Annotated in this window: 16 protein-coding genes; 2 read left to right on the top strand and 14 right to left on the bottom strand. The window is 56.3% G+C overall.

Going from position 1 to position 17345, the window contains the following annotated elements:
- Positions 1 to 6 precede the first annotated feature (6 nt).
- The 4 genes from ACKWMY_RS02800 to yacL all read right to left on the bottom strand — a co-directional run bounded on the left by ACKWMY_RS02800 (position 7) and on the right by yacL (position 3770).
- Positions 7 to 1020: a D-threonate 4-phosphate dehydrogenase gene (locus tag ACKWMY_RS02800; protein ID WP_051372329.1), complete on the bottom strand. Its 1014-nt coding sequence runs from the start codon at positions 1018 to 1020 to the stop codon at positions 7 to 9.
- Positions 980 to 2251, bottom strand: a complete 1272-nt coding sequence (gene dtnK / locus ACKWMY_RS02795) for a D-threonate kinase (protein ID WP_409485852.1) — start codon at positions 2249 to 2251, stop codon at positions 980 to 982. The genes ACKWMY_RS02800 and dtnK overlap by 41 nt, the downstream gene beginning before the upstream one ends.
- On the bottom strand, positions 2248 to 3204 hold the full coding sequence (locus ACKWMY_RS02790) for a 2-keto-3-deoxygluconate permease 1 (protein ID WP_065684536.1): 957 nt from the start codon (positions 3202 to 3204) through the stop codon (positions 2248 to 2250). Before ACKWMY_RS02790 ends, dtnK begins: the two co-directional genes overlap by 4 nt.
- Positions 3205 to 3407: 203 nt before the next feature.
- Positions 3408 to 3770, bottom strand: a complete 363-nt coding sequence (yacL, locus tag ACKWMY_RS02785) for a protein YacL (protein WP_021179705.1) — start codon at positions 3768 to 3770, stop codon at positions 3408 to 3410.
- A gap of 207 nt (positions 3771 to 3977) precedes the next feature.
- On the opposite strand from yacL, the gene ACKWMY_RS02780 reads away from it, so the two are divergent.
- Positions 3978 to 4898, top strand: coding sequence for a LysR family transcriptional regulator (locus ACKWMY_RS02780; protein WP_024528332.1), 921 nt, complete (start codon positions 3978 to 3980; stop codon positions 4896 to 4898).
- On the opposite strand, the gene mdcH is transcribed toward ACKWMY_RS02780, so the two are convergent.
- From mdcH to acnB, 9 genes are all read right to left on the bottom strand, one after another.
- Entirely contained in the window at positions 4895 to 5824 is a 930-nt protein-coding gene (gene mdcH / locus ACKWMY_RS02775) for a malonate decarboxylase subunit epsilon (RefSeq protein ID WP_409485851.1), read from the bottom strand. The genes ACKWMY_RS02780 and mdcH overlap by 4 nt on opposite strands.
- Positions 5824 to 6447, bottom strand: coding sequence for a malonate decarboxylase holo-ACP synthase (locus ACKWMY_RS02770; protein ID WP_261160264.1), 624 nt, complete (start codon positions 6445 to 6447; stop codon positions 5824 to 5826). Before ACKWMY_RS02770 ends, mdcH begins: the two co-directional genes overlap by 1 nt.
- Before the next feature lie 12 nt (positions 6448 to 6459).
- Positions 6460 to 7419 (bottom strand): AEC family transporter, encoded by a 960-nt coding sequence (locus tag ACKWMY_RS02765; RefSeq protein WP_024528335.1) that lies wholly within the window; start codon positions 7417 to 7419, stop codon positions 6460 to 6462.
- 166 nt (positions 7420 to 7585) lie between these two features.
- Positions 7586 to 8392, bottom strand: coding sequence for a biotin-independent malonate decarboxylase subunit gamma (mdcE, locus tag ACKWMY_RS02760; protein WP_024528336.1), 807 nt, complete (start codon positions 8390 to 8392; stop codon positions 7586 to 7588).
- Positions 8389 to 9225, bottom strand: a complete 837-nt coding sequence (locus ACKWMY_RS02755; RefSeq protein WP_409485850.1) for a biotin-independent malonate decarboxylase subunit beta — start codon at positions 9223 to 9225, stop codon at positions 8389 to 8391. The genes mdcE and ACKWMY_RS02755 overlap by 4 nt, the downstream gene beginning before the upstream one ends.
- Positions 9218 to 9517: a malonate decarboxylase subunit delta gene (locus ACKWMY_RS02750; protein ID WP_021806268.1), complete on the bottom strand. Its 300-nt coding sequence runs from the start codon at positions 9515 to 9517 to the stop codon at positions 9218 to 9220. The genes ACKWMY_RS02755 and ACKWMY_RS02750 overlap by 8 nt, the downstream gene beginning before the upstream one ends.
- A gap of 21 nt (positions 9518 to 9538) precedes the next feature.
- Positions 9539 to 10393, bottom strand: coding sequence for a triphosphoribosyl-dephospho-CoA synthase (locus ACKWMY_RS02745; RefSeq protein WP_409485849.1), 855 nt, complete (start codon positions 10391 to 10393; stop codon positions 9539 to 9541).
- Positions 10393 to 12054 carry a malonate decarboxylase subunit alpha gene (mdcA, locus tag ACKWMY_RS02740; RefSeq protein WP_409485848.1) on the bottom strand — a complete coding sequence of 554 codons (1662 nt, stop codon included), beginning with the start codon at positions 12052 to 12054 and terminating at the stop codon, positions 10393 to 10395. Before mdcA ends, ACKWMY_RS02745 begins: the two co-directional genes overlap by 1 nt.
- A 220-nt stretch (positions 12055 to 12274) precedes the next feature.
- A complete protein-coding gene (gene acnB / locus ACKWMY_RS02735) occupies positions 12275 to 14872 on the bottom strand; it encodes a bifunctional aconitate hydratase 2/2-methylisocitrate dehydratase (RefSeq protein WP_409485847.1) in 2598 nt (865 codons plus the stop codon).
- A 687-nt stretch (positions 14873 to 15559) separates the two neighbouring features.
- Here acnB and ACKWMY_RS02730 point away from each other — a divergent pair.
- Positions 15560 to 15682: a hypothetical protein gene (locus ACKWMY_RS02730; RefSeq protein ID WP_255518680.1), complete on the top strand. Its 123-nt coding sequence runs from the start codon at positions 15560 to 15562 to the stop codon at positions 15680 to 15682.
- A gap of 98 nt (positions 15683 to 15780) precedes the next feature.
- On the opposite strand, the gene lpdA is transcribed toward ACKWMY_RS02730, so the two are convergent.
- Entirely contained in the window at positions 15781 to 17205 is a 1425-nt protein-coding gene (lpdA, locus tag ACKWMY_RS02725) for a dihydrolipoyl dehydrogenase (protein WP_021806270.1), read from the bottom strand.
- Positions 17206 to 17345 lie beyond the last annotated feature (140 nt).

The raw sequence follows: 17345 nt of genomic DNA, 5'->3' as shown, positions 1-17345 counted from the left end.
GTGGTATCACGCCAACTGAGTGGCTAATTTAATCGAGATCGCCATGCTCTCAGACTTGGCTTTACCTGTCCAGGCAATATCAAACGCGGTGCCGTGGTCGGCAGAAGTTCGGATAAACGGCAGACCCGCCGTGATGTTAACCCCATCGTAGAAGCCCAGCAGCTTGAGGGGGATATGCCCCTGATCGTGATACATGGCGACCACCATATCGTACTGGCCTTCATAAGCCTGCAGGAAGACGGTATCCGGTGGGCACGGGCCTGAGACATCGATCCCAAGCTGTTTTACTGCCGCAATCGCCGGGCTGACGATGTTGATCTCTTCATCGCCAAACAGACCATGTTCACCCGCGTGGGGGTTAACGCCCGCGACCGCGATCCTTGGATGTTTAAAACCGACGCGCTTGAGGAAGGTATCCGCCATCGTCACCACCGTTTCGATCCGCTCGGCATTCAGCGTATCAAGGAACTTGCGCAGGGCGATGTGGGTGGAAACATGGATCACCTTCAGCTTATCGGTGTACAACACCATCGCATAATCCCGACTGTGGGTCAGTTTTGCCAACAACTCCGTATGGCCTGGATACAGATGCCCGGCCAGATGCAGCGCCTCTTTATTCAGCGGCGCCGTGGCGATGGCCATTACCTCACCTGCCATGGCCAGTTCGGTGGCACGCTTTACGCATCGGTAAGCCAGATCGCCCGCTTGTGCCTGCACTTTCCCTGGTGTCAGCGCTGCGGGGTCCTCTAGCGGTTCATCAATCACGTTGATAATACCGGGCGCGAAGCGTGCCTCCGAAACCTGCTGGATCGGCCTCAACTCGACCTTTGGCACGATCCCCAATGCCTGAATACGTTGCAACGTTTGCAGACAGCCCACCACGACCGCTGGCGTTCCCGCCAACTCACCTTCAGACAGCGCCTTAATGATAATCTCTGGCCCAATGCCTGCCGGATCGCCCATGGTGACCGCAATCGTGTTATTTGCCACTGTACATCTCCTCAATAAAATAAAGTGCATCCCGCAGCGTTGAAGCGCCGCCAAATCCTCCGGCCTTGGTGATCACTGGCAGATCGTCGATCTCGCTGTTGACGAACGTGCCACAGGGCACACAAGGAACAACCTCACTGGTGATACGGTAACCTTCCGCACCCAGCGCTCTCGCAACCGCAATGGCGATGTCACCGCCGGTCAGGAACAAGCCACCAATCTGAGCCTGATTGATAATCGCCAAGGTGATGGAGCCTAATGTCTGGCTGATTTTGTCCCCCAACTGCTGGCGCGAAAGATCATGCTTTTCACAAAGCGTATCGATCATCTGGCGAGCATCGGCATCTCTGCAGGTGCGCAGTACACAGTGCTGCCTATCCCGCAGGACGCTGGCTGCCTGGCGGATAATTTCGTCTACCGCAGACTGGCTGTGCGGTTGCAACAAGGCTTCGACATCAATATCTAAAATACCCAGTGACTTCTCTTCTGCGGCAAACACAATCTGCTGCCGGGTGGCTTCACTCATCGAACCGGCAACCACCAGCACGGGCAGACGCTGGCGAGCGGCCAGATAGCTGCTGGCTGGCAATGCATTTGCCAATCCGGCAGCACCTACCAGCAGATAACGGCAGCCGAGTTGCTGAATTGCCTGTGCCAACTGCGCCAGATCGCCATCCGTTTCGGCATCCACTACCACAATCGCTGGCCCGTTGCGGCTCAGGAGCGGCAACTCGCGGCCTAGCTCGCCACTGCGTACTACCTGTAAATTCAACTCATGGATCGGGTAGGCCGTCTGCAAGCCAATCAAGGTCTTGATATGAGAAGACACGATCGGCGTTTTCGGATCGCTGGCGAACTCGGTCTCCACCAACGGCACGCCGTGAACCCGGCATTCGCCATTGAGCGTTACCCGACCTGCTGCGGGGATGGCTGCGGCCACGATAGCCAACTGCGCACCGCTGGCGACCATCGCCGCCTCGATCTCTGCTCCCACGTTACCGCGAAAGGTCGAGTCGATTTTTTTATACACCAAGGGCGGGGTATCGCTCTGGCAATAAGCCCGCAAGGCTTCACTTACCTTGGCGCTGGCCATTGCAGGAGATAACGCCCGGCTTTCAGTATTGATCACCAGCACATCCGTACGCCGGGTAGACTGCGGTAGTTCGTTGAGCACCACGTCGGTACGCGCGCCCTTTTTTGCCAATTGCACGCCGGTATCGTTAGCTCCGGTAAAATCATCGGCAATCACGATCATCTTCATGCTGTCTCCTTCAGCGCTACGCCCTTAGCGGCATTACGCTTCGCCACCCAAGAACTGAGAATCGGGGTCAGTATGGCGGTGGTGATCACCGAAGCGGCAATCAACGGGGCCGCAGCCGCCGCGACGCTAGCTAACGAAGGATCCGCCTGGGCAATCGCCAATGGCGTCGCCACCGCATTTCCGGCAGTGCTCGATGCTGCCGCACCGGCGATACCTGAGCCCCCCACCAGTCGATCGGCGCGAATATTAAAGAAACCGCCGACAAAAGTGGTCAACACGCCGAGCAGAACCCCAGCCATACCGCCTTGCAGTAACATTTCCAGATTGATGCCAGCACCGAGCGCGAAGGCAAAGAATGGGATCAGGATTGGGCCCCCCTTGGTGAGGAAGTCACGCATCTGATGATCCAGATTACCCAACATCATCCCTACCAGCAGGGGAACCAACACCGCCACCAACGCCATCAATGGGATATTCGCCATACCTGCCGCACCCAGCGCGATCATGGTGAAGAACGGCCCGTCATTCAGGGATAGGATCGAAATCGCCCCGACGTCCCGCTCATTACCAAACTCGCCGACCAACGCCGCATACAGGCCACCGTTGGAGTTGCTCATTGCGGCAATGATCGCCACGCCGGTCAGGCCAAAAATACCTTCCGCCCCAAACAGATGCTCAACGCCTAGCCCCAGGGCCATGGCAACCAGCAGTTTGGTCAAGGTAATGGTGCCGCCCTGCAACAGTGCCTGCGGAGCCGCCTTGAAGCTGATACCGGCCCCCATACACAGCAGGAAAGCACCAATCAGTGGAGCCGCACCGTTTTTGAACAGTGCCGTGGTGAAGCCGCCAATATCCAGCGCCTGTGGAGCAAAGGTGTTGATCATTGCGCCAAGCACCAGCGGGACGACCATCATCCCCCCAGGGATTTTCTCTATTGTCGCCTTAATTTTCATCCTACCCTCGTCATTGTGATTTATTTTAATCAAAATGATTATATAAAATCAAAAAAGAAAAAATCGGCGCTGTGTCGCAGATTAAAAAATCAGTGACATGATTATTTGATTTTATTTAATCATTACAGAAGGGAGAAAAGGCGGCCGAGAATCGGCCACCTGGGACTCACAAGGGGAGCAGCATCCTGCCCCCGTCTGGATAATCAGTAGTTGAGCATAAACGAGCGGTAGGCTTTCAGCACCGTCAGGAAGTCTTCGATACCGCAGAAAGAGAGGCTCTCTTCGTCGTAGTAGTTCATCCCCTCCTCCATCTCGTCGCCTTCGAACTCCAACTGGTTGGCGCGGATCATCACCTCTTCACCGTCCATCAGCAACGTGTATTCATGGCCTTCCAACTGCCACTGACGCTCACTGCCCTTGACCCCTGCCGCACCGGCTTCAATACGGTCCAGCAGGTTAAAATCACCGTTGAGCTCTTCATTAATCCAATGGCCGATGGCCTCATGCCCCATCGAAAATCTGACCACCACCTGACCGGTTACGTCACGCAGAAATTCGTAATCCATAGCATGCCCTCCTGAGCTTTTTTATAAGTGTAACCCTTAATTCGCCACTATCTCAGTGGGCGCTCGCAAAGTTGATCGATTGGGCCAAATAAACTGCGGCGCAATATAACGGTTTATCCTTGGGCTTGGGAAGGCTCTCTGTGCCTGCTATGGACGGGCAATTGTTGTTATCATGGCTCTCATTAGCCCTTACCCAAGCCTGAGCCGATGATCGACAGCGAAATCACCCTGAAAAAATTGGAAATCTTTCTGGCGTTTATGGAGAAGGAAAACATCGGCCGAGCCGCAGAACAGCTTGGCTTGAGCAGCGTTAGCGTGCATCGTGCATTACATACTCTGGAAGAGGGTTTTCGCTGCCCGCTGTTTATTCATAAAGGGCGTAACCTGCTGCCCCTGCCCGCTGCGCAAACGCTGGCAGAATACGCCCGCGATATCGTGGATCTCACCTACAAAGGCATCGAAGAAACTCGGCTAAAGGCGGGGTTTGGCCAGCAACGCATGCGTATCGGCACGCTCTACTCACTGACGCTGGAAACCATTCCACGGTTGATCATGGGGCTGAAGGTACGCCGCCCGGCCATGGAGATCAGCCTGACGATGGGATCGAATGAGGATCTGCTGGCCCAGTTGGGGAACCAATTGCTGGATGCCATCCTGATTTCGGTTTCGGACAGCCAAATCGATCCGCTGCGCTTTGAGATCCTGCCACTGTTTGAGGATGATATCTATCTTGCCGCACCGGCAGCCTCGGCGCTAAACAGCGATGGCACTGCAGACCTGCAAGACTTTCGCAGCCAGAAGTTTGTCTCCCTGACCGAAGGCTTCGCCACTTATCACGGCTTTAGCGAAGCGTTTCAGATTGCCGGTTTTGAACCGGAAATCGTCACCCGGGTGAATGATATTTTCTCAATGCTCAGTCTGGTGCAGGCCGGGGTGGGCTACACGCTGGTGCCAGGGCGAATGAAGAAGATGTATGAACACACGTTGAAATTACTGCCGCTGTGCGAACAGTACCAAATGCGCCAAACCATTGCGCTGGTGTTCAACCGTAACCAGCAGCAGGATCCGAACCTGCTGGCGTTGACGGCGGAAGGCCGTATGTACGCACGCGGTGAAGGGCCGGTTTAATCGCGCCGATATTTGGCCACAATGCCGCAGACCGCGTTCAGCCCCAGTTGGCAACGGGACAGCGCTTCCCCCTGCTCCATCACTTTTTTGGTCAAGCCGGTTAATACCGCGCCCGGCGGCATTTCGATCGCCAGACGGACTTCCCGTTCGTAGGCCGCCACCATCGCCTCATGCCAGCGCACGGTGCGGGCCATATTGAAGGCCAGATCGTCAGCAATCCGCTCCGGCTGCCATAACACGCGCCCACTACTGCCGCTGAGATACGCAACCTGTGGCCGATTGATGGTTACCTGCTTCATGGCCTGCGCCAGCTTTTCCGCCGGTTGTGCCAACAGGGCACAGTGGGAAGGGACGCTCACCGCCAAACGCTGGGTTTTCGCCGCACCGGCGGTTTTCGCCAACGCCATGACCTGCACCATTGCGGCTTCGCTGCCCGCGATAACCAATTGGTCTTCGGCATTGATATTGGCCAGATAGACCGGTAGCTCAGCGCTGTTGACCTCTGCTATCAGCGTTTCCACCTGGCGTAACGGCAAGCCAACAATCGCCGCCAGGCCATATCCCGCAGGGTAAGCCTCCTCCATTAGCTGGCCGCGTAACGCCACCAGCCGGACGGCATCGGGAAATGCCAAAGCCCCAGCGATCACTGCGGCCGGAAAAGCGCCGATGGATAACCCACTGACAAAGTCAGCCTCGACCCCGTGCTGCTGTAATTCCCGCGCGTAGGCCACGCCGGCTATCAGCAGGCAAAGCTGCACTGCCCGGGTTTTCTGTAAGGCTTCGGCGCTGTCCAATGCCAATACGTCCTGGTCAAGAACAGCGCAAGCCTCGCTTAACAACCGCTGGGTTGTTTCATTGGCCGGCAGTTGGTGCAGCATTTGAGGCACCTGCGGTCCCTGACCGGGAAAGGTAAATAAAATCTTCATCAGATCTCCTGAGAGCTGGCCCATGGATCCGTCGTCACCAACGGCCCCTCAGCGGTTTTCAGCATCGCTCGTCCATCCCGCAGCCATTCGCTCAGGGCAAAGCCGCCGAGCGGTGTTTCTATCTGGGCATCGGCGCGGCAAGGCAGCGCCTGCAACCACTGCACCAGCCGCTGCAACTCATCAAGGCTGGCAGGCTGCGGGCAGCGAACCAGCAGATCCAGATCGCTGTCGGCATGCATCACCGGGATTTCGGTCGCCAGCGCATAACCACAGCTGCCGGTCACGCCCCAGCCCCACGGCCAAGGCCGCTGAGCCAGCATGATGAGCGCCTGCACCGGAGGCTGGGAAACAAAGCTCGAGTGCAGCAATGCCAAGGGTTCACTCACCAAAGACTCCGGAGTCACTATGCGCCGGATAGCCTCTTCGTTAACCCAAGCTGCGGCGCGCTGGCTGCGTTTCATACCCCGGATCCCCACCGGGATCCGCCCGTTACCCTGAACATCGCGCCGCACCACCAGCGGTAATGAGGTGCGCCACTGCTGGCTCACCCACTCCGGCAACGCCTGGTCGGCGCTGAGGGCAGAACGGTCACTAATCCAAATCAGGTCATGCGGGCGAATCATCGGTTGCTCCAGTTACATCCCTGAGGTCAGAGTGATAAACAGCGGTAAGGTAATGATACACAACACGGAACTGATCAGTAACGTGGCTTCGGCATCCGGCGACTGCACGCCAAAACGGTTACCAAAGACGATACCGAAGAAACCGGCAGAAAGGGCGATCATCAAAATAGCGGTGATAGCCACGCTACCGTGCAGGCCCAATGCCAGCACCAGCCCCCAGGCAATAAACGGTTGGATCAGCAGTTTGGTTACGCTCGACAGCAGTACCGGGCCGTTGATCTGCAACTTACGGGCAGATAGGATCACGCCGGTCAGGAACAGCGCCGTCGCCGTAGCCGACAGGCCAAGCGGTTTGATCGCGGCCAGCACCATTTCAGGCATATGAACGCCTATCGCCGACAGCACCACCCCAAGCAGCGGCCCCCAGACGATCGGTTTTTTTACCGAGCGCCACATCAGCACCGGCAACATGCCCAGGCTGGAACCCTGAACCCCACCGGCTGTACGGGCCTTCTCACGCTCAAGGATCAGCAGGCAGAACGGTGTCATCAGTACCGAACCACAGGCGATAGCCACCGCCACAGACAACGAGGTTCCCGGCGTTTCCCCCAGCACGCTACCGAGGATCGGCAGGCCCAGCGCAGCATAGTTGGGCAACGCCACGGTGAGCGTCAGCACCGCGGCATCCTGCGGAGACTTATGGAAGATCCCGGTGCAGGTAAAATAGATCGCCGCATAGGTGATCCACATCGCCAGCACCAACACCACGATCAGCGGCGACTGTTCAACGATCCCCGCCCAAGGCGTTTGTACGGTGGCACCGAACAGGGCCGCCGGCAGGGCAAAATCCATCACGAAGATGTTGAGTAATGAAACGTTCTGGTTATCGACCATTTTTGCCTTACCGGCAAAAAAGCCCAGCAGCATAATGACAAAAATCGGTGCCAAGGCATGAATAATTACGTATGTCATAAATCACCTGTTAAAAAGAAAAAATCAGTCAGATCAGGTGCGATGGTGTTAGTTATATTGTTATATGCAGGTGAAGCTTTATGCCGGGTCGGAACGCATCACATGCGCCCTCCCGGCGGGTAGTATTTTGTTCCTGAACTCTGACGTAAAAATGGCTAGCGTGGCATTACCACTCTGCGCGCATACGTTCACGCACCAGCGAAGAGCTATGGCGGTTGTCTGCCCCCAGGCGGTTAGTTAAACCAACGCCTTCACTGCGTGTTTTAGCAATCGCCTGGACCACCGAGTGGCGTACCAGATTAAGCTCCTGCTCACTGGCCTGCAGCGGGTCACGGATATCCAGTAACTGTTCCAGCAGGCCCAGCGAGCTGTAATGCTCGATGTCATAGGCCATCGGTGGAATGGTTGCTGCCAGCTTCTCCAGCGCCTCTACGGAGCGTAACGTGATGCGCGCCGCAGACTCTTTGCCCATCGCATGGATCATCACGCCAGCATCGTTGAAGGCGATCAAGCGGTTGGCCTGATAGCCGTGCGCCAGAAACGCGCCGGACATGGCTTTCCCGACGATCAAACCAATCACCGGGTGACCGGCCAGCCGAGCCTTGGCATAAGCCCCGGCCGCACCGGCCAACGCCTGATGAATACCAAAGGCCTCTTCCCGACGCCCGTAGGCCTGGCTCGGCACATCGATCACCGCCACGATAGCGCGCTTTTGTGCTTTACCAACGTCGGCCGCGACCGCTTCACTGACTACCTGGGCTAACGTCCAACCTTCCAGCAAACCTACTTCACCGCGTGCGGCGCGTGGGTAATGGTTATTTGCATCCGGCACCACGGCGATAAAACGTACCGGTTGGCCCTCTAGTTCAGCGTCCGCGACTCGGATCGAGGCGCACTGCCCCTGGCGCTGCTCGGCACCTGCCGTCAGCAAAGAGAACCAATATTCTCCACGGCTTGATGATGACGTACTCATACCCGATCCTCCGCAGCAAACAGTTGAGCAATGACCGCCGAGTCCGCCTGCTGGCGGGTGTCGAATTGCGACAGTTTCGGCAAGTAGTAGTGATAATTGTCGGAACGGTGCTGAGCAGGCACGCCGCGTTGCAGGCAACCTGTCATCGCAGCCTTGACCGCATGTAACGCATCAGGGACTTCTTCATCGACAAAGCCGCTGCGATAGCGCACATCGCCACCGGTCATGCTCCAGATAAAAGGCCGATCGCGAGAATCGTATTCTTCGATACCGGCTTCCTGTTCAATTACCTGTGGGCCGTTTAAGCCCAGGCGCGCTTCACGGGTGACAATCAGGTAGCTGCATAATGCTGCCGCGATCGACATCCCGCCAAAGCAGCCCACGGTTCCGGCAATAATGCCCACCACCGGGGTATATCGGCGCAGATCGACAATCGCCGCATGAATATCCGCGATCGCGGCCAGCCCCAGGTTGGCTTCCTGCAAACGCACGCCACCGGTTTCCAGCAGCAATACTGCCTGAGTCGCAATGCCGTTGCGGTTATCTTCTGCTGCCAGTTCCAGGGCCGCGGCCATCTTGGCACCGGAAACCTCCCCCATACTGCCGCCCTGAAACGCCCCTTCTACCGCCACTACCACTGCCGGTTGACCGTCAATGGTGCCTTTGGCGACCACCATGCCGTCATCGGCCTGGGTGACTATGCCTTGTGGCTCCAGCCAAGGTGAAGTAATACGCTCAAATGGCCCCAATAGTTCACGAAAACTGCTGCTGTCCAGCAGATTACGAGCGCGCTCCCGGGCGCTGAGTTCGATAAAGCTGAGATCATCACGCATGGGCGGCCTCCTCAAATACCTGTTCGATACGCAACCGAGCCACCCCCGGCGTAGCGCCGAAGTCGTTAATCTCTAACCGTCCTGCAGGTAAATCACGCAAAGAAGCCAAGCGTTCAAACAGGTGCTGCCAACGCTGACGACTACCGTCTACGGAGGTTTTGATCGCCACCGTCAGCGTACCGTCAGCTGCAGGCTCAAACAGAGCCTCCATGTCACCGGAGCCCACGACTCCGGTCAGTGCCTTACCCGGCAGCGTAATGCTGGCCGGATAACTCAAATCGATATGTTCCATAACATCCTCTGGATTGATTATTCAGCGGGCCGTAGCCCGATCGAGGAACAGAGCCGCAGCCAGCAAATCGGCTGCGCCACCGGGTGAAGCGTTACTCGCCAATAGCCGTTGTTCCAGTTTGGCCAACGCCGCCTGCCCTGCCGGATGTTGATATCCTCCGGCATGCAGTACCTCGGCGGCCCCCTGCTGCATCGCTTTCAGCGCCGTTAGCCCACCGCGCGACAACACACAGGTATCGCTCAGGGTGGTCATGATGGCCATCAGCGCATCGATCTGCGCGGCTGACTCACTGGCCCCTTGGCTCCTGCTGTGCCACAGCTGCGGCAGCGCCCGTTGCATCACATGCGGAAAACCTTGCTGGGCCTCTTCCCTTGCGCCTGGAACCTGATAGCGTTGAGTGGCTCGCAAGCCTTTGCTGAACACTTTCGGGCTGGCGTGGTCCGGCAATTGCGCCAACTGGGCGGCTAATACGCAGCTGCTGGATGGTGTTGCGTTACCCCCTTGCATGGCTACCGCCGTCACCAGCAAGCCCATCGCCCAGATCGCCCCGCGATGCGTGTTAACACCGGCAGTGGCTGCCATCATCCGCTGTTCACCTTCCCGACCAATCCGGCCAACTTCCTGGCGTAACGCGCTATCTGCCGGACGCTGCCACCCGGCAATCGCCAGCCGATGGAAGACCGGCGTCAGGCTGTGAGCCGAACGTTCCATCAACGCCAGCGTCAGATCCTGATGCGCACCGGAGCCCCGGGCATCCACCAGCCCCGGTTTCGGGCTGAGGCGCGCCTCATCCACTAGCGCCTGCGTGGCAAGCTCCGCCAATCGTGCGGCAACCCGATCCGCATCAGAGGCGATTAAACAGGGGGAAAGTTTCATTACCAGCTCCGGAATTTAGCTGGCGGGTTATACAGGCCGCCGGACCACTCGACCAGATCCGCTACGCTGCCCGCAGCCAGCAAAGAACGCGAAGCATCGGTGCGGCGAATATCGAGATCTTCCGGGAACACCACTTTGCCTTCACGGCGCAGTTCAGCCACGCGTTTGGCGTCCACACCCAGCCCGATATCGGTGATACCGGCTACCGCAGCCACCATGGCGCGGCGCTCTTCCAACGAGCGTGCACGATACAGATAAGCGATGCCCTCTTCGGTCAGCACGTGGGTCACGTCATCGCCGTAAATCATCACCGGTGCCAGCGGCATACCAGACTCTTGCGCCACATCAACGGCATCGAGTTTTTCGACGAAGGTTGGTTTGGCTCCCGCCTGGAAGGTTTCCACCATCTGCACCACCAGCTTGCGGCCACGAGCCAATGGATCCGGCTCTTCGATCATATCCAACCAGGCAGGCGTAGCGTGGCGACGACCGTGTGGATCGTGCCCCATGTTCGGTGCGCCGCCAAAACCGGAGAGGCGGCCACGGGTCACGGTAGAAGAGTGAGCCATACCGTCGATCTGTAAGGTGGAGCCGATAAACATATCTACGGCGTACTGACCGGCCATCTGGCAAAACGCGCGGTTGGAGCGCATGGAGCCGTCACTACCGGTAAAGAAAATATCCGGGCGAGCGGCAATGTAATTCTCCATCCCCAGCTCACCGCCAAAGCAGTGCACGGTCTCAACCCAACCGCTTTCGATCGCCGGGATTAGGGTTGGATGTGGGTTCAGAGTCCAGTGTTTACAGATTTTACCTTTCAGGCCCAGCTGCTCACCGTAGGTAGGTAACAGCAGCTCGATGGCGGCGGTGTTAAAACCGATACCGTGGTTCAGCGATTGCACCTGATGTTTGGCGTAGATGCCTTTGATCGCCATCATCCCCATCAACACATGCACGGGTTTGATCAGACGCGGATCGCGGGTAAACAGCGGTTCAATAAAGAACGGCTTGTCTGCCACCACCACAAAATCGATCCAGGAACCGGGGATATCAACTCTTGGCAGATCCGTTTCATCGTCGACCAGTTCGTTGACCTGAGCGATGACGATGCCGTCTTTAAACGCGGTGGCCTCCACCAGTGCCGGGGTATCTTCGGTACTTGGCCCGGTGTACAGATTGCCATGACGATCGGCCTTGAACCCGGCCACTAGCGCCACGTTCGGCACCAGATCCACATACAGGCGGGAATAGAGTTCTATATAAGTGTGGATGGCTCCGATTTCGAGCTGCCCATCTTCCAGCAGTTGGGAAATGCGCAGGCTCTGGGTACCAGAGAAGGCAAAATCGAGCTTGCGAGCGATACCCTTTTCAAAAATATCCAGATGCTCGGCGCGGCCAACGCTTGGCATGATCATATGCAGATCGTGAACCTTGGTGGGGTTGACCTCGGCGAGCATACGGGAGAGAAAATCGGCCTGTTTCTGGTTATTGCCTTCCAGCACCACCCGATCGCCAGAAACCAGCAGTTTTTCCAGCACGCTGGTCAGATCGGCGGTGGGGATCAATTTGCCCTGCGACTGCCCTTGCACACTCGCGATACGGCGTTTTTTTTCCTGCCGCCGGGTATCCCAAACGCGCGTGGGGCTTTGATGAAGCGACATACCTCAACCTCCTGAGTTTACTTGGTTCGGTTTAGTACGGTTAGAGTAAGAGTCTAGGAGAGCGCCATCAATCAAGCAGGGGGATGGTTTGTTAGCCTGAGAGTAATGATTTCATCAAAACAATACTAATCAATCAGTTAATATCAATAAAAGCGCGAGATGATCACAAAAAAACGGGGAACCCAAAGGCTCCCCGTGATGATGCTAACTCAGTACCGAATTACACCGCGGTTTGGAAGATCACGCCGTCGGCTTTTTCCGTGTACTGGGTCAACTGGTCGAAGTTCAGGTAGCGATAGGTATCCGCCGCCGTCTTGTCGACCTGTGCCATATAGGTCTGATACTCATCAGGCGTTGGCAGACGGCCCAGCAATGATGCCACTGCAGCCAGCTCTGCGGAGGCCAGATAAACGTTGGCTCCGGTACCCAGACGGTTCGGGAAGTTACGAGTCGAGGTGGAAACCACGGTCGCACCGTCCGCTACGCGTGCCTGGTTACCCATACACAGTGAACAGCCAGGGATCTCGATACGTGCCCCGCTCTTGCCAAAGACGCTGTAGTAGCCTTCTTCAGTCAGTTGCGCTGCGTCCATCTTGGTTGGCGGAGCCACCCACAGGCGAGTTGGCAGTTGGCCTTTATGCTGATCCAACAGTTTACCTGCCGCACGGAAGTGGCCGATGTTGGTCATGCAGGAACCGATAAACACTTCGTCGATCTTGCTGTTGGCCACGTCAGACAGCAGGCGTGCGTCGTCCGGATCGTTCGGCGCACACAGGATTGGCTGCTTGATATCGGCCAGATCGATTTCGATCACTGCGGCATATTCTGCATCCGCATCGCCTTCCAGCAACTGCGGATCCGCCAGCCATTTTTCCATCCCCTGAATACGGCGCTCCAGGGTACGGCGATCGCCATAACCTTCGGAGATCATCCACTTCAGCAGCACGATGTTAGAGCCCAGATATTCGGCGATCGGTGCCTTATCCAGCTTGATGGTGCAACCGGCGGCGGAACGCTCTGCCGAGGCATCGGTCAGCTCAAATGCCTGCTCGACCTTCAGCTCCGGCAGACCTTCGATCTCCAGAATGCGGCCAGAGAAGATATTCTTCTTGCCCTTCTTCTCTACGGTCAACAGGCCCTGCTGGATCGCGTAGTAAGGGATAGCATGCACCAGATCACGCAGGGTGATACCAGGCTGCATTTTGCCTTTGAAGCGCACCAGCACCGACTCAGGCATATCCAGCGGCATCACGCCGGTAGCGGCAGCAAAGGCCACCAGACCAGAACCTGCCGGGAAGGAAATGCCGATCGGGAAGCGGGTGTGGGAATCGCCACCGGTACCCACGGTATCCGGCAGTAACATGCGGTTCAGCCAGGAGTGGATCACGCCATCGCCAGGGCGCAGCGAAACGCCACCACGGTTCATGATGAAGTCTGGCAGTGTATGATGAGTGGTGACGTCCACCGGTTTCGGGTAGGCGGCGGTATGACAGAATGACTGCATCACCAGATCGGCAGAGAAGCCCAGGCAAGCCAGATCTTTCAGCTCGTCACGGGTCATCGGGCCGGTGGTATCTTGCGAACCTACCGAGGTCATCTTAGGTTCGCAGTATTCGCCAGGGCGAACACCAGCAACGCCACAGGCGCGGCCAACCATTTTCTGCGCCAGCGAGAAGCCCTTGCTGCTAGCCGCTACCGGCTTGGCAATACGGAACACTTCGCTGTGCGGCAGGCCAAGCGCTTCACGCGCCTTGGTGGTTAGCCCACGGCCGATAATCAGTGGGATACGGCCACCGGCACGCACTTCATCCAGCAACACATCGGTTTTCAGCTCGAAGCTGGCAACCAGTTCGCCGGTTTCATGGTTACGCACTTCGCCTTTATACGGGAAGATGTCGATCACATCGCCCATGTTCAGGTTGGAGACGTCCACTTCGATCGGCAACGCACCGGCATCTTCCATAGTGTTAAAGAAGATTGGCGCAATCTTGCCGCCCAGCACCACACCACCGCCACGCTTGTTCGGCACGTAGGGGATGTCGTCGCCCATAAACCACAGCACCGAGTTGGTAGCAGATTTACGGGAAGAACCGGTACCAACCACGTCACCGACGTAGGCCAGCGGGAAACCTTTCTTGTTCAGCTCTTCAATCTGCTTGATTGGGCCAACGCTACCCGGCTGATCCGGGAAAATACCTTCACGTTCGCTCTTGAGCATGGCCAGCGCATGCAGTGGGATATCTGGACGTGACCAGGCATCCGGAGCGGGTGACAGATCGTCGGTGTTGGTTTCGCCAGTCACTTTGAACACGGTCACGGTAATCTTTTCCGCTAACGGTGGGCGTGACAGATACCATTCGGCATCGGCCCAGGACTGCATGATCTGCTTGGCGTGTGGGTTACCGGCTTTGGCTTTCTCTTCTACGTCGTAGAAGTTATCAAACATCAGCAGCGTATGGGAAAGCGCCTTGGCAGCAATCGGTGCCAGCTTTTCGTTATCCAACGCGTCGATCAGCGGATGAATGTTGTAACCGCCCTGCATGGTGCCTAGCAGTTCAATGGCTTTTTCGGGGGTAACCAGGGGAGAAGTGGCTTCGCCTTTGGCAACGGCTGCCAGAAAACCTGCTTTGACATAGGCGGCTTCGTCGACGCCCGGTGGTACACGGTTAATCAGCAGGTCTAACAGAAATTCTTCTTCGCCTTTTGGCGGATTTTTTAATGATTCAACCAGCGCTGCCATTTGTGTCGCATCTAATGGCTTAGGGACGATGCCCTCTGCAGCACGCTCGGCCACGTGCTTACGGTATTCTTCTAGCACGACTTTCTCCTCGCTCTCATTGTCATTTATTGTGCCTGGCGTTTTATATTCAAACCGGGTTTAGCGCACGGCGATATTTGACGGGGCACTGCTGTCGATATCCTGGACTGTAAGTAAGGTACAGTGCCCGGTTCCGCCCAGCCAGCATATCAGGATTTGAATCGGTTGTTAATTCGTTCACATAAAAGCAACATTAAATCTTTGCTGAATCGTTGACCGCAGCGTAATCGGCTGCAAAGCAGGCGGGACGGGCTTGGGTTCGTTACGGCACAACAGCAATCTCAGCCCAATGAGCACAACATAACATCCCTACTTTTACAATGGTTATCGATAGAGTTGGGGGAAATTGGCGGGCATTGGGCACAAAAAAACCGCCATAAAGACGGTTTTTTTGTATCCGCCGGTGTTAGCAGGCACCGAACGGATTTTTTACATCGTTAAAGAACGATACAAGCACTACCAAGTTCCACCATTCTGCGTAAAGATGGTTAAAAAATCAACCAATTTGATGCAAAAAAACGCTGTTTTATGTACTCTGATTTTGGGTCTGTTCTACCGGTTTAGCAGCCGGTCATCGGGCTTGAGAACAGTGCTGCAACTACTGCGATACAAGCATTACCAAGTGCTTGTTCCACCGGGGCTTTCCCGGTGAAGTCGCGGTGGTCGTGGTTCCACAAGGAACGCGCAATGAAAGGGAGATCACTCATTATCCTGCTCATTGTACTGGGATCGGTGTTTGGCGTCAGTAAAGGTGGCTGGTCAGTTTCCGGCAACCAACTGATCTTCAACGTCGTACTCCAGAACAAGTAAGCTACTGGCCGCTCTTTGAGCGGCCTTTTATCCGCTACTCACCAAATAAAAACGGCCCCTTTACAGGAGCCGCTTATCAACCTGATCAACCGCAGAAATTACTTCTTCTTGGCTTTCGGGTTTGGCAGATCGGTGATGCTGCCTTCGTAGATCTCTGCTGCCAGGCCTACGGATTCGTGCAGGGTTGGGTGAGCGTGGATAGTCAACGCGATATCTTCCGCATCACAGCCCATCTCGATCGCCAGACCGATTTCACCCAGCAGCTCGCCGCCGTTGGTGCCGACAATCGCGCCACCGATGATACGGTGCGTTTCTTTGTCGAAGATCAGTTTGGTCATACCATCTGCACAGTCAGAAGCGATAGCACGGCCTGAAGCTGCCCACGGGAAGGTGGACGTTTCGTAGCTGATGCCTTTCTCTTTGGCTTCTTTCTCGGTCATCCCTACCCATGCCACTTCTGGCTCGGTGTAAGCGATAGATGGGATCACTTTCGGGTCGAAGTAGTGCTTCATACCGGCGATAACTTCGGCAGCTACGTGGCCTTCATGCACGCCTTTGTGTGCCAGCATCGGTTGACCGACGATGTCACCAATCGCGAAGATGTGCGGCACGTTGGTACGCAGCTGTTTGTCGACGTGGATAAAGCCACGGTCGTCAACTTCTACACCGGCTTGGCCAGCGTCCAGCAGTTTACCGTTCGGCACACGGCCAATCGCTACCAGCACCGCGTCGTAGCGCTGTGGTTCTGCAGGGGCTTTTTTACCTTCCATCGTGACGTAGATGCCGTCTTCTTTGGCTTCTACCGCGGTCACTTTGGTTTCCAGCATCAGGTTGAACTGCTTGCTGATACGCTTGGTAAAGACTTTCACCACGTCTTTATCTGCAGCCGGGATCACCTGGTCGAACATTTCAACCACGTCGATCTGTGAACCCAATGCATGGTATACGGTGCCCATTTCCAGGCCGATGATACCGCCGCCCATAACCAGCATGCGCTCTGGAACGGTTTTCAGCGCCAGTGCATCGGTGGAATCCCACACGCGTGGATCTTCATGAGGAATAAATGGCAGTTGGATCGGACGGGAGCCTGCGGCGATGATGGCATTGTCGAAGTTGATGGTGGTTGCACCATTCTCGCCTTCAACCACTAGCGTGTTGGCGCCAGTGAATTTACCCAGGCCGTTGACCACTTTCACTTTGCGGCCTTTAGCCATGCCAGCCAGACCACCGGTCAGCTGATTGATGACTTTCTCTTTCCAGACGCGCACTTTGTCGATGTCGGTTTTCGGCTCGCCGAAAACGATGCCGTGTTCGGCCAACGCTTTGGCTTCTTCGATCACTTTGGCAACGTGTAACAGTGCTTTGGAAGGAATACAGCCCACGTTCAGGCAAACACCACCCAGAGTGGAGTAACGCTCAACCAGAATGGTTTCCAGACCTAAGTCAGCGCAACGAAAAGCAGCAGAGTAACCTGCAGGGCCCGCCCCAAGTACCACGACCTGAGTTTTAATTTCAGTACTCATCATGACCTCTTAATTGTTTTGTCCGGCGGGTCAGACGTCATTTTTATTGCTAGTCGATCTCATAACGCCCTTCATCCACCGGGACGCATACACCGCGAGCAGTTTACAGAATTGTTAATAATCTGCAAAGCGTGTTCGAG

Origin of the sequence: Serratia sp. J2 (assembly GCF_046269175.1) — a bacterium.
In the GTDB taxonomy this organism is placed as follows: Bacteria; Pseudomonadota; Gammaproteobacteria; order Enterobacterales; family Enterobacteriaceae; genus Chania; species Chania fonticola_C.
The sequence above is the reverse complement of the archived record's forward strand: the minus strand, read 5'-3'. Positions and strand labels throughout refer to the sequence as shown.

What these genes read in the sequence shown, in the direction of transcription:
- mdcA (WP_409485848.1), bottom strand. Translation starts at nt 12,054, where the DNA reads ATGTCGCTTCATCAAAGCCCCACGCGCGTTTGGGATACCCGGCGGCAG.
- ACKWMY_RS02755 (WP_409485850.1), bottom strand. Translation starts at nt 9,225, where the DNA reads ATGCGTGATGATCTCAGCTTTATCGAACTCAGCGCCCGGGAGCGCGCT.
- mdcE (WP_024528336.1), bottom strand. Translation starts at nt 8,392, where the DNA reads ATGAGTACGTCATCATCAAGCCGTGGAGAATATTGGTTCTCTTTGCTG.
- ACKWMY_RS02780 (WP_024528332.1), top strand. Translation starts at nt 3,978, where the DNA reads ATGATCGACAGCGAAATCACCCTGAAAAAATTGGAAATCTTTCTGGCG.
- lpdA (WP_021806270.1), bottom strand. Translation starts at nt 17,205, where the DNA reads ATGAGTACTGAAATTAAAACTCAGGTCGTGGTACTTGGGGCGGGCCCT.
- ACKWMY_RS02750 (WP_021806268.1), bottom strand. Translation starts at nt 9,517, where the DNA reads ATGGAACATATCGATTTGAGTTATCCGGCCAGCATTACGCTGCCGGGT.
- ACKWMY_RS02730 (WP_255518680.1), top strand. Translation starts at nt 15,560, where the DNA reads ATGAAAGGGAGATCACTCATTATCCTGCTCATTGTACTGGGATCGGTG.
- dtnK (WP_409485852.1), bottom strand. Translation starts at nt 2,251, where the DNA reads ATGAAGATGATCGTGATTGCCGATGATTTTACCGGAGCTAACGATACC.
- ACKWMY_RS02745 (WP_409485849.1), bottom strand. Translation starts at nt 10,393, where the DNA reads ATGAAACTTTCCCCCTGTTTAATCGCCTCTGATGCGGATCGGGTTGCC.
- ACKWMY_RS02770 (WP_261160264.1), bottom strand. Translation starts at nt 6,447, where the DNA reads ATGATTCGCCCGCATGACCTGATTTGGATTAGTGACCGTTCTGCCCTC.
- ACKWMY_RS02790 (WP_065684536.1), bottom strand. Translation starts at nt 3,204, where the DNA reads ATGAAAATTAAGGCGACAATAGAGAAAATCCCTGGGGGGATGATGGTC.
- ACKWMY_RS02765 (WP_024528335.1), bottom strand. Translation starts at nt 7,419, where the DNA reads ATGACATACGTAATTATTCATGCCTTGGCACCGATTTTTGTCATTATG.
- yacL (WP_021179705.1), bottom strand. Translation starts at nt 3,770, where the DNA reads ATGGATTACGAATTTCTGCGTGACGTAACCGGTCAGGTGGTGGTCAGA.
- mdcH (WP_409485851.1), bottom strand. Translation starts at nt 5,824, where the DNA reads ATGAAGATTTTATTTACCTTTCCCGGTCAGGGACCGCAGGTGCCTCAA.
- ACKWMY_RS02800 (WP_051372329.1), bottom strand. Translation starts at nt 1,020, where the DNA reads ATGCACTTTATTTTATTGAGGAGATGTACAGTGGCAAATAACACGATT.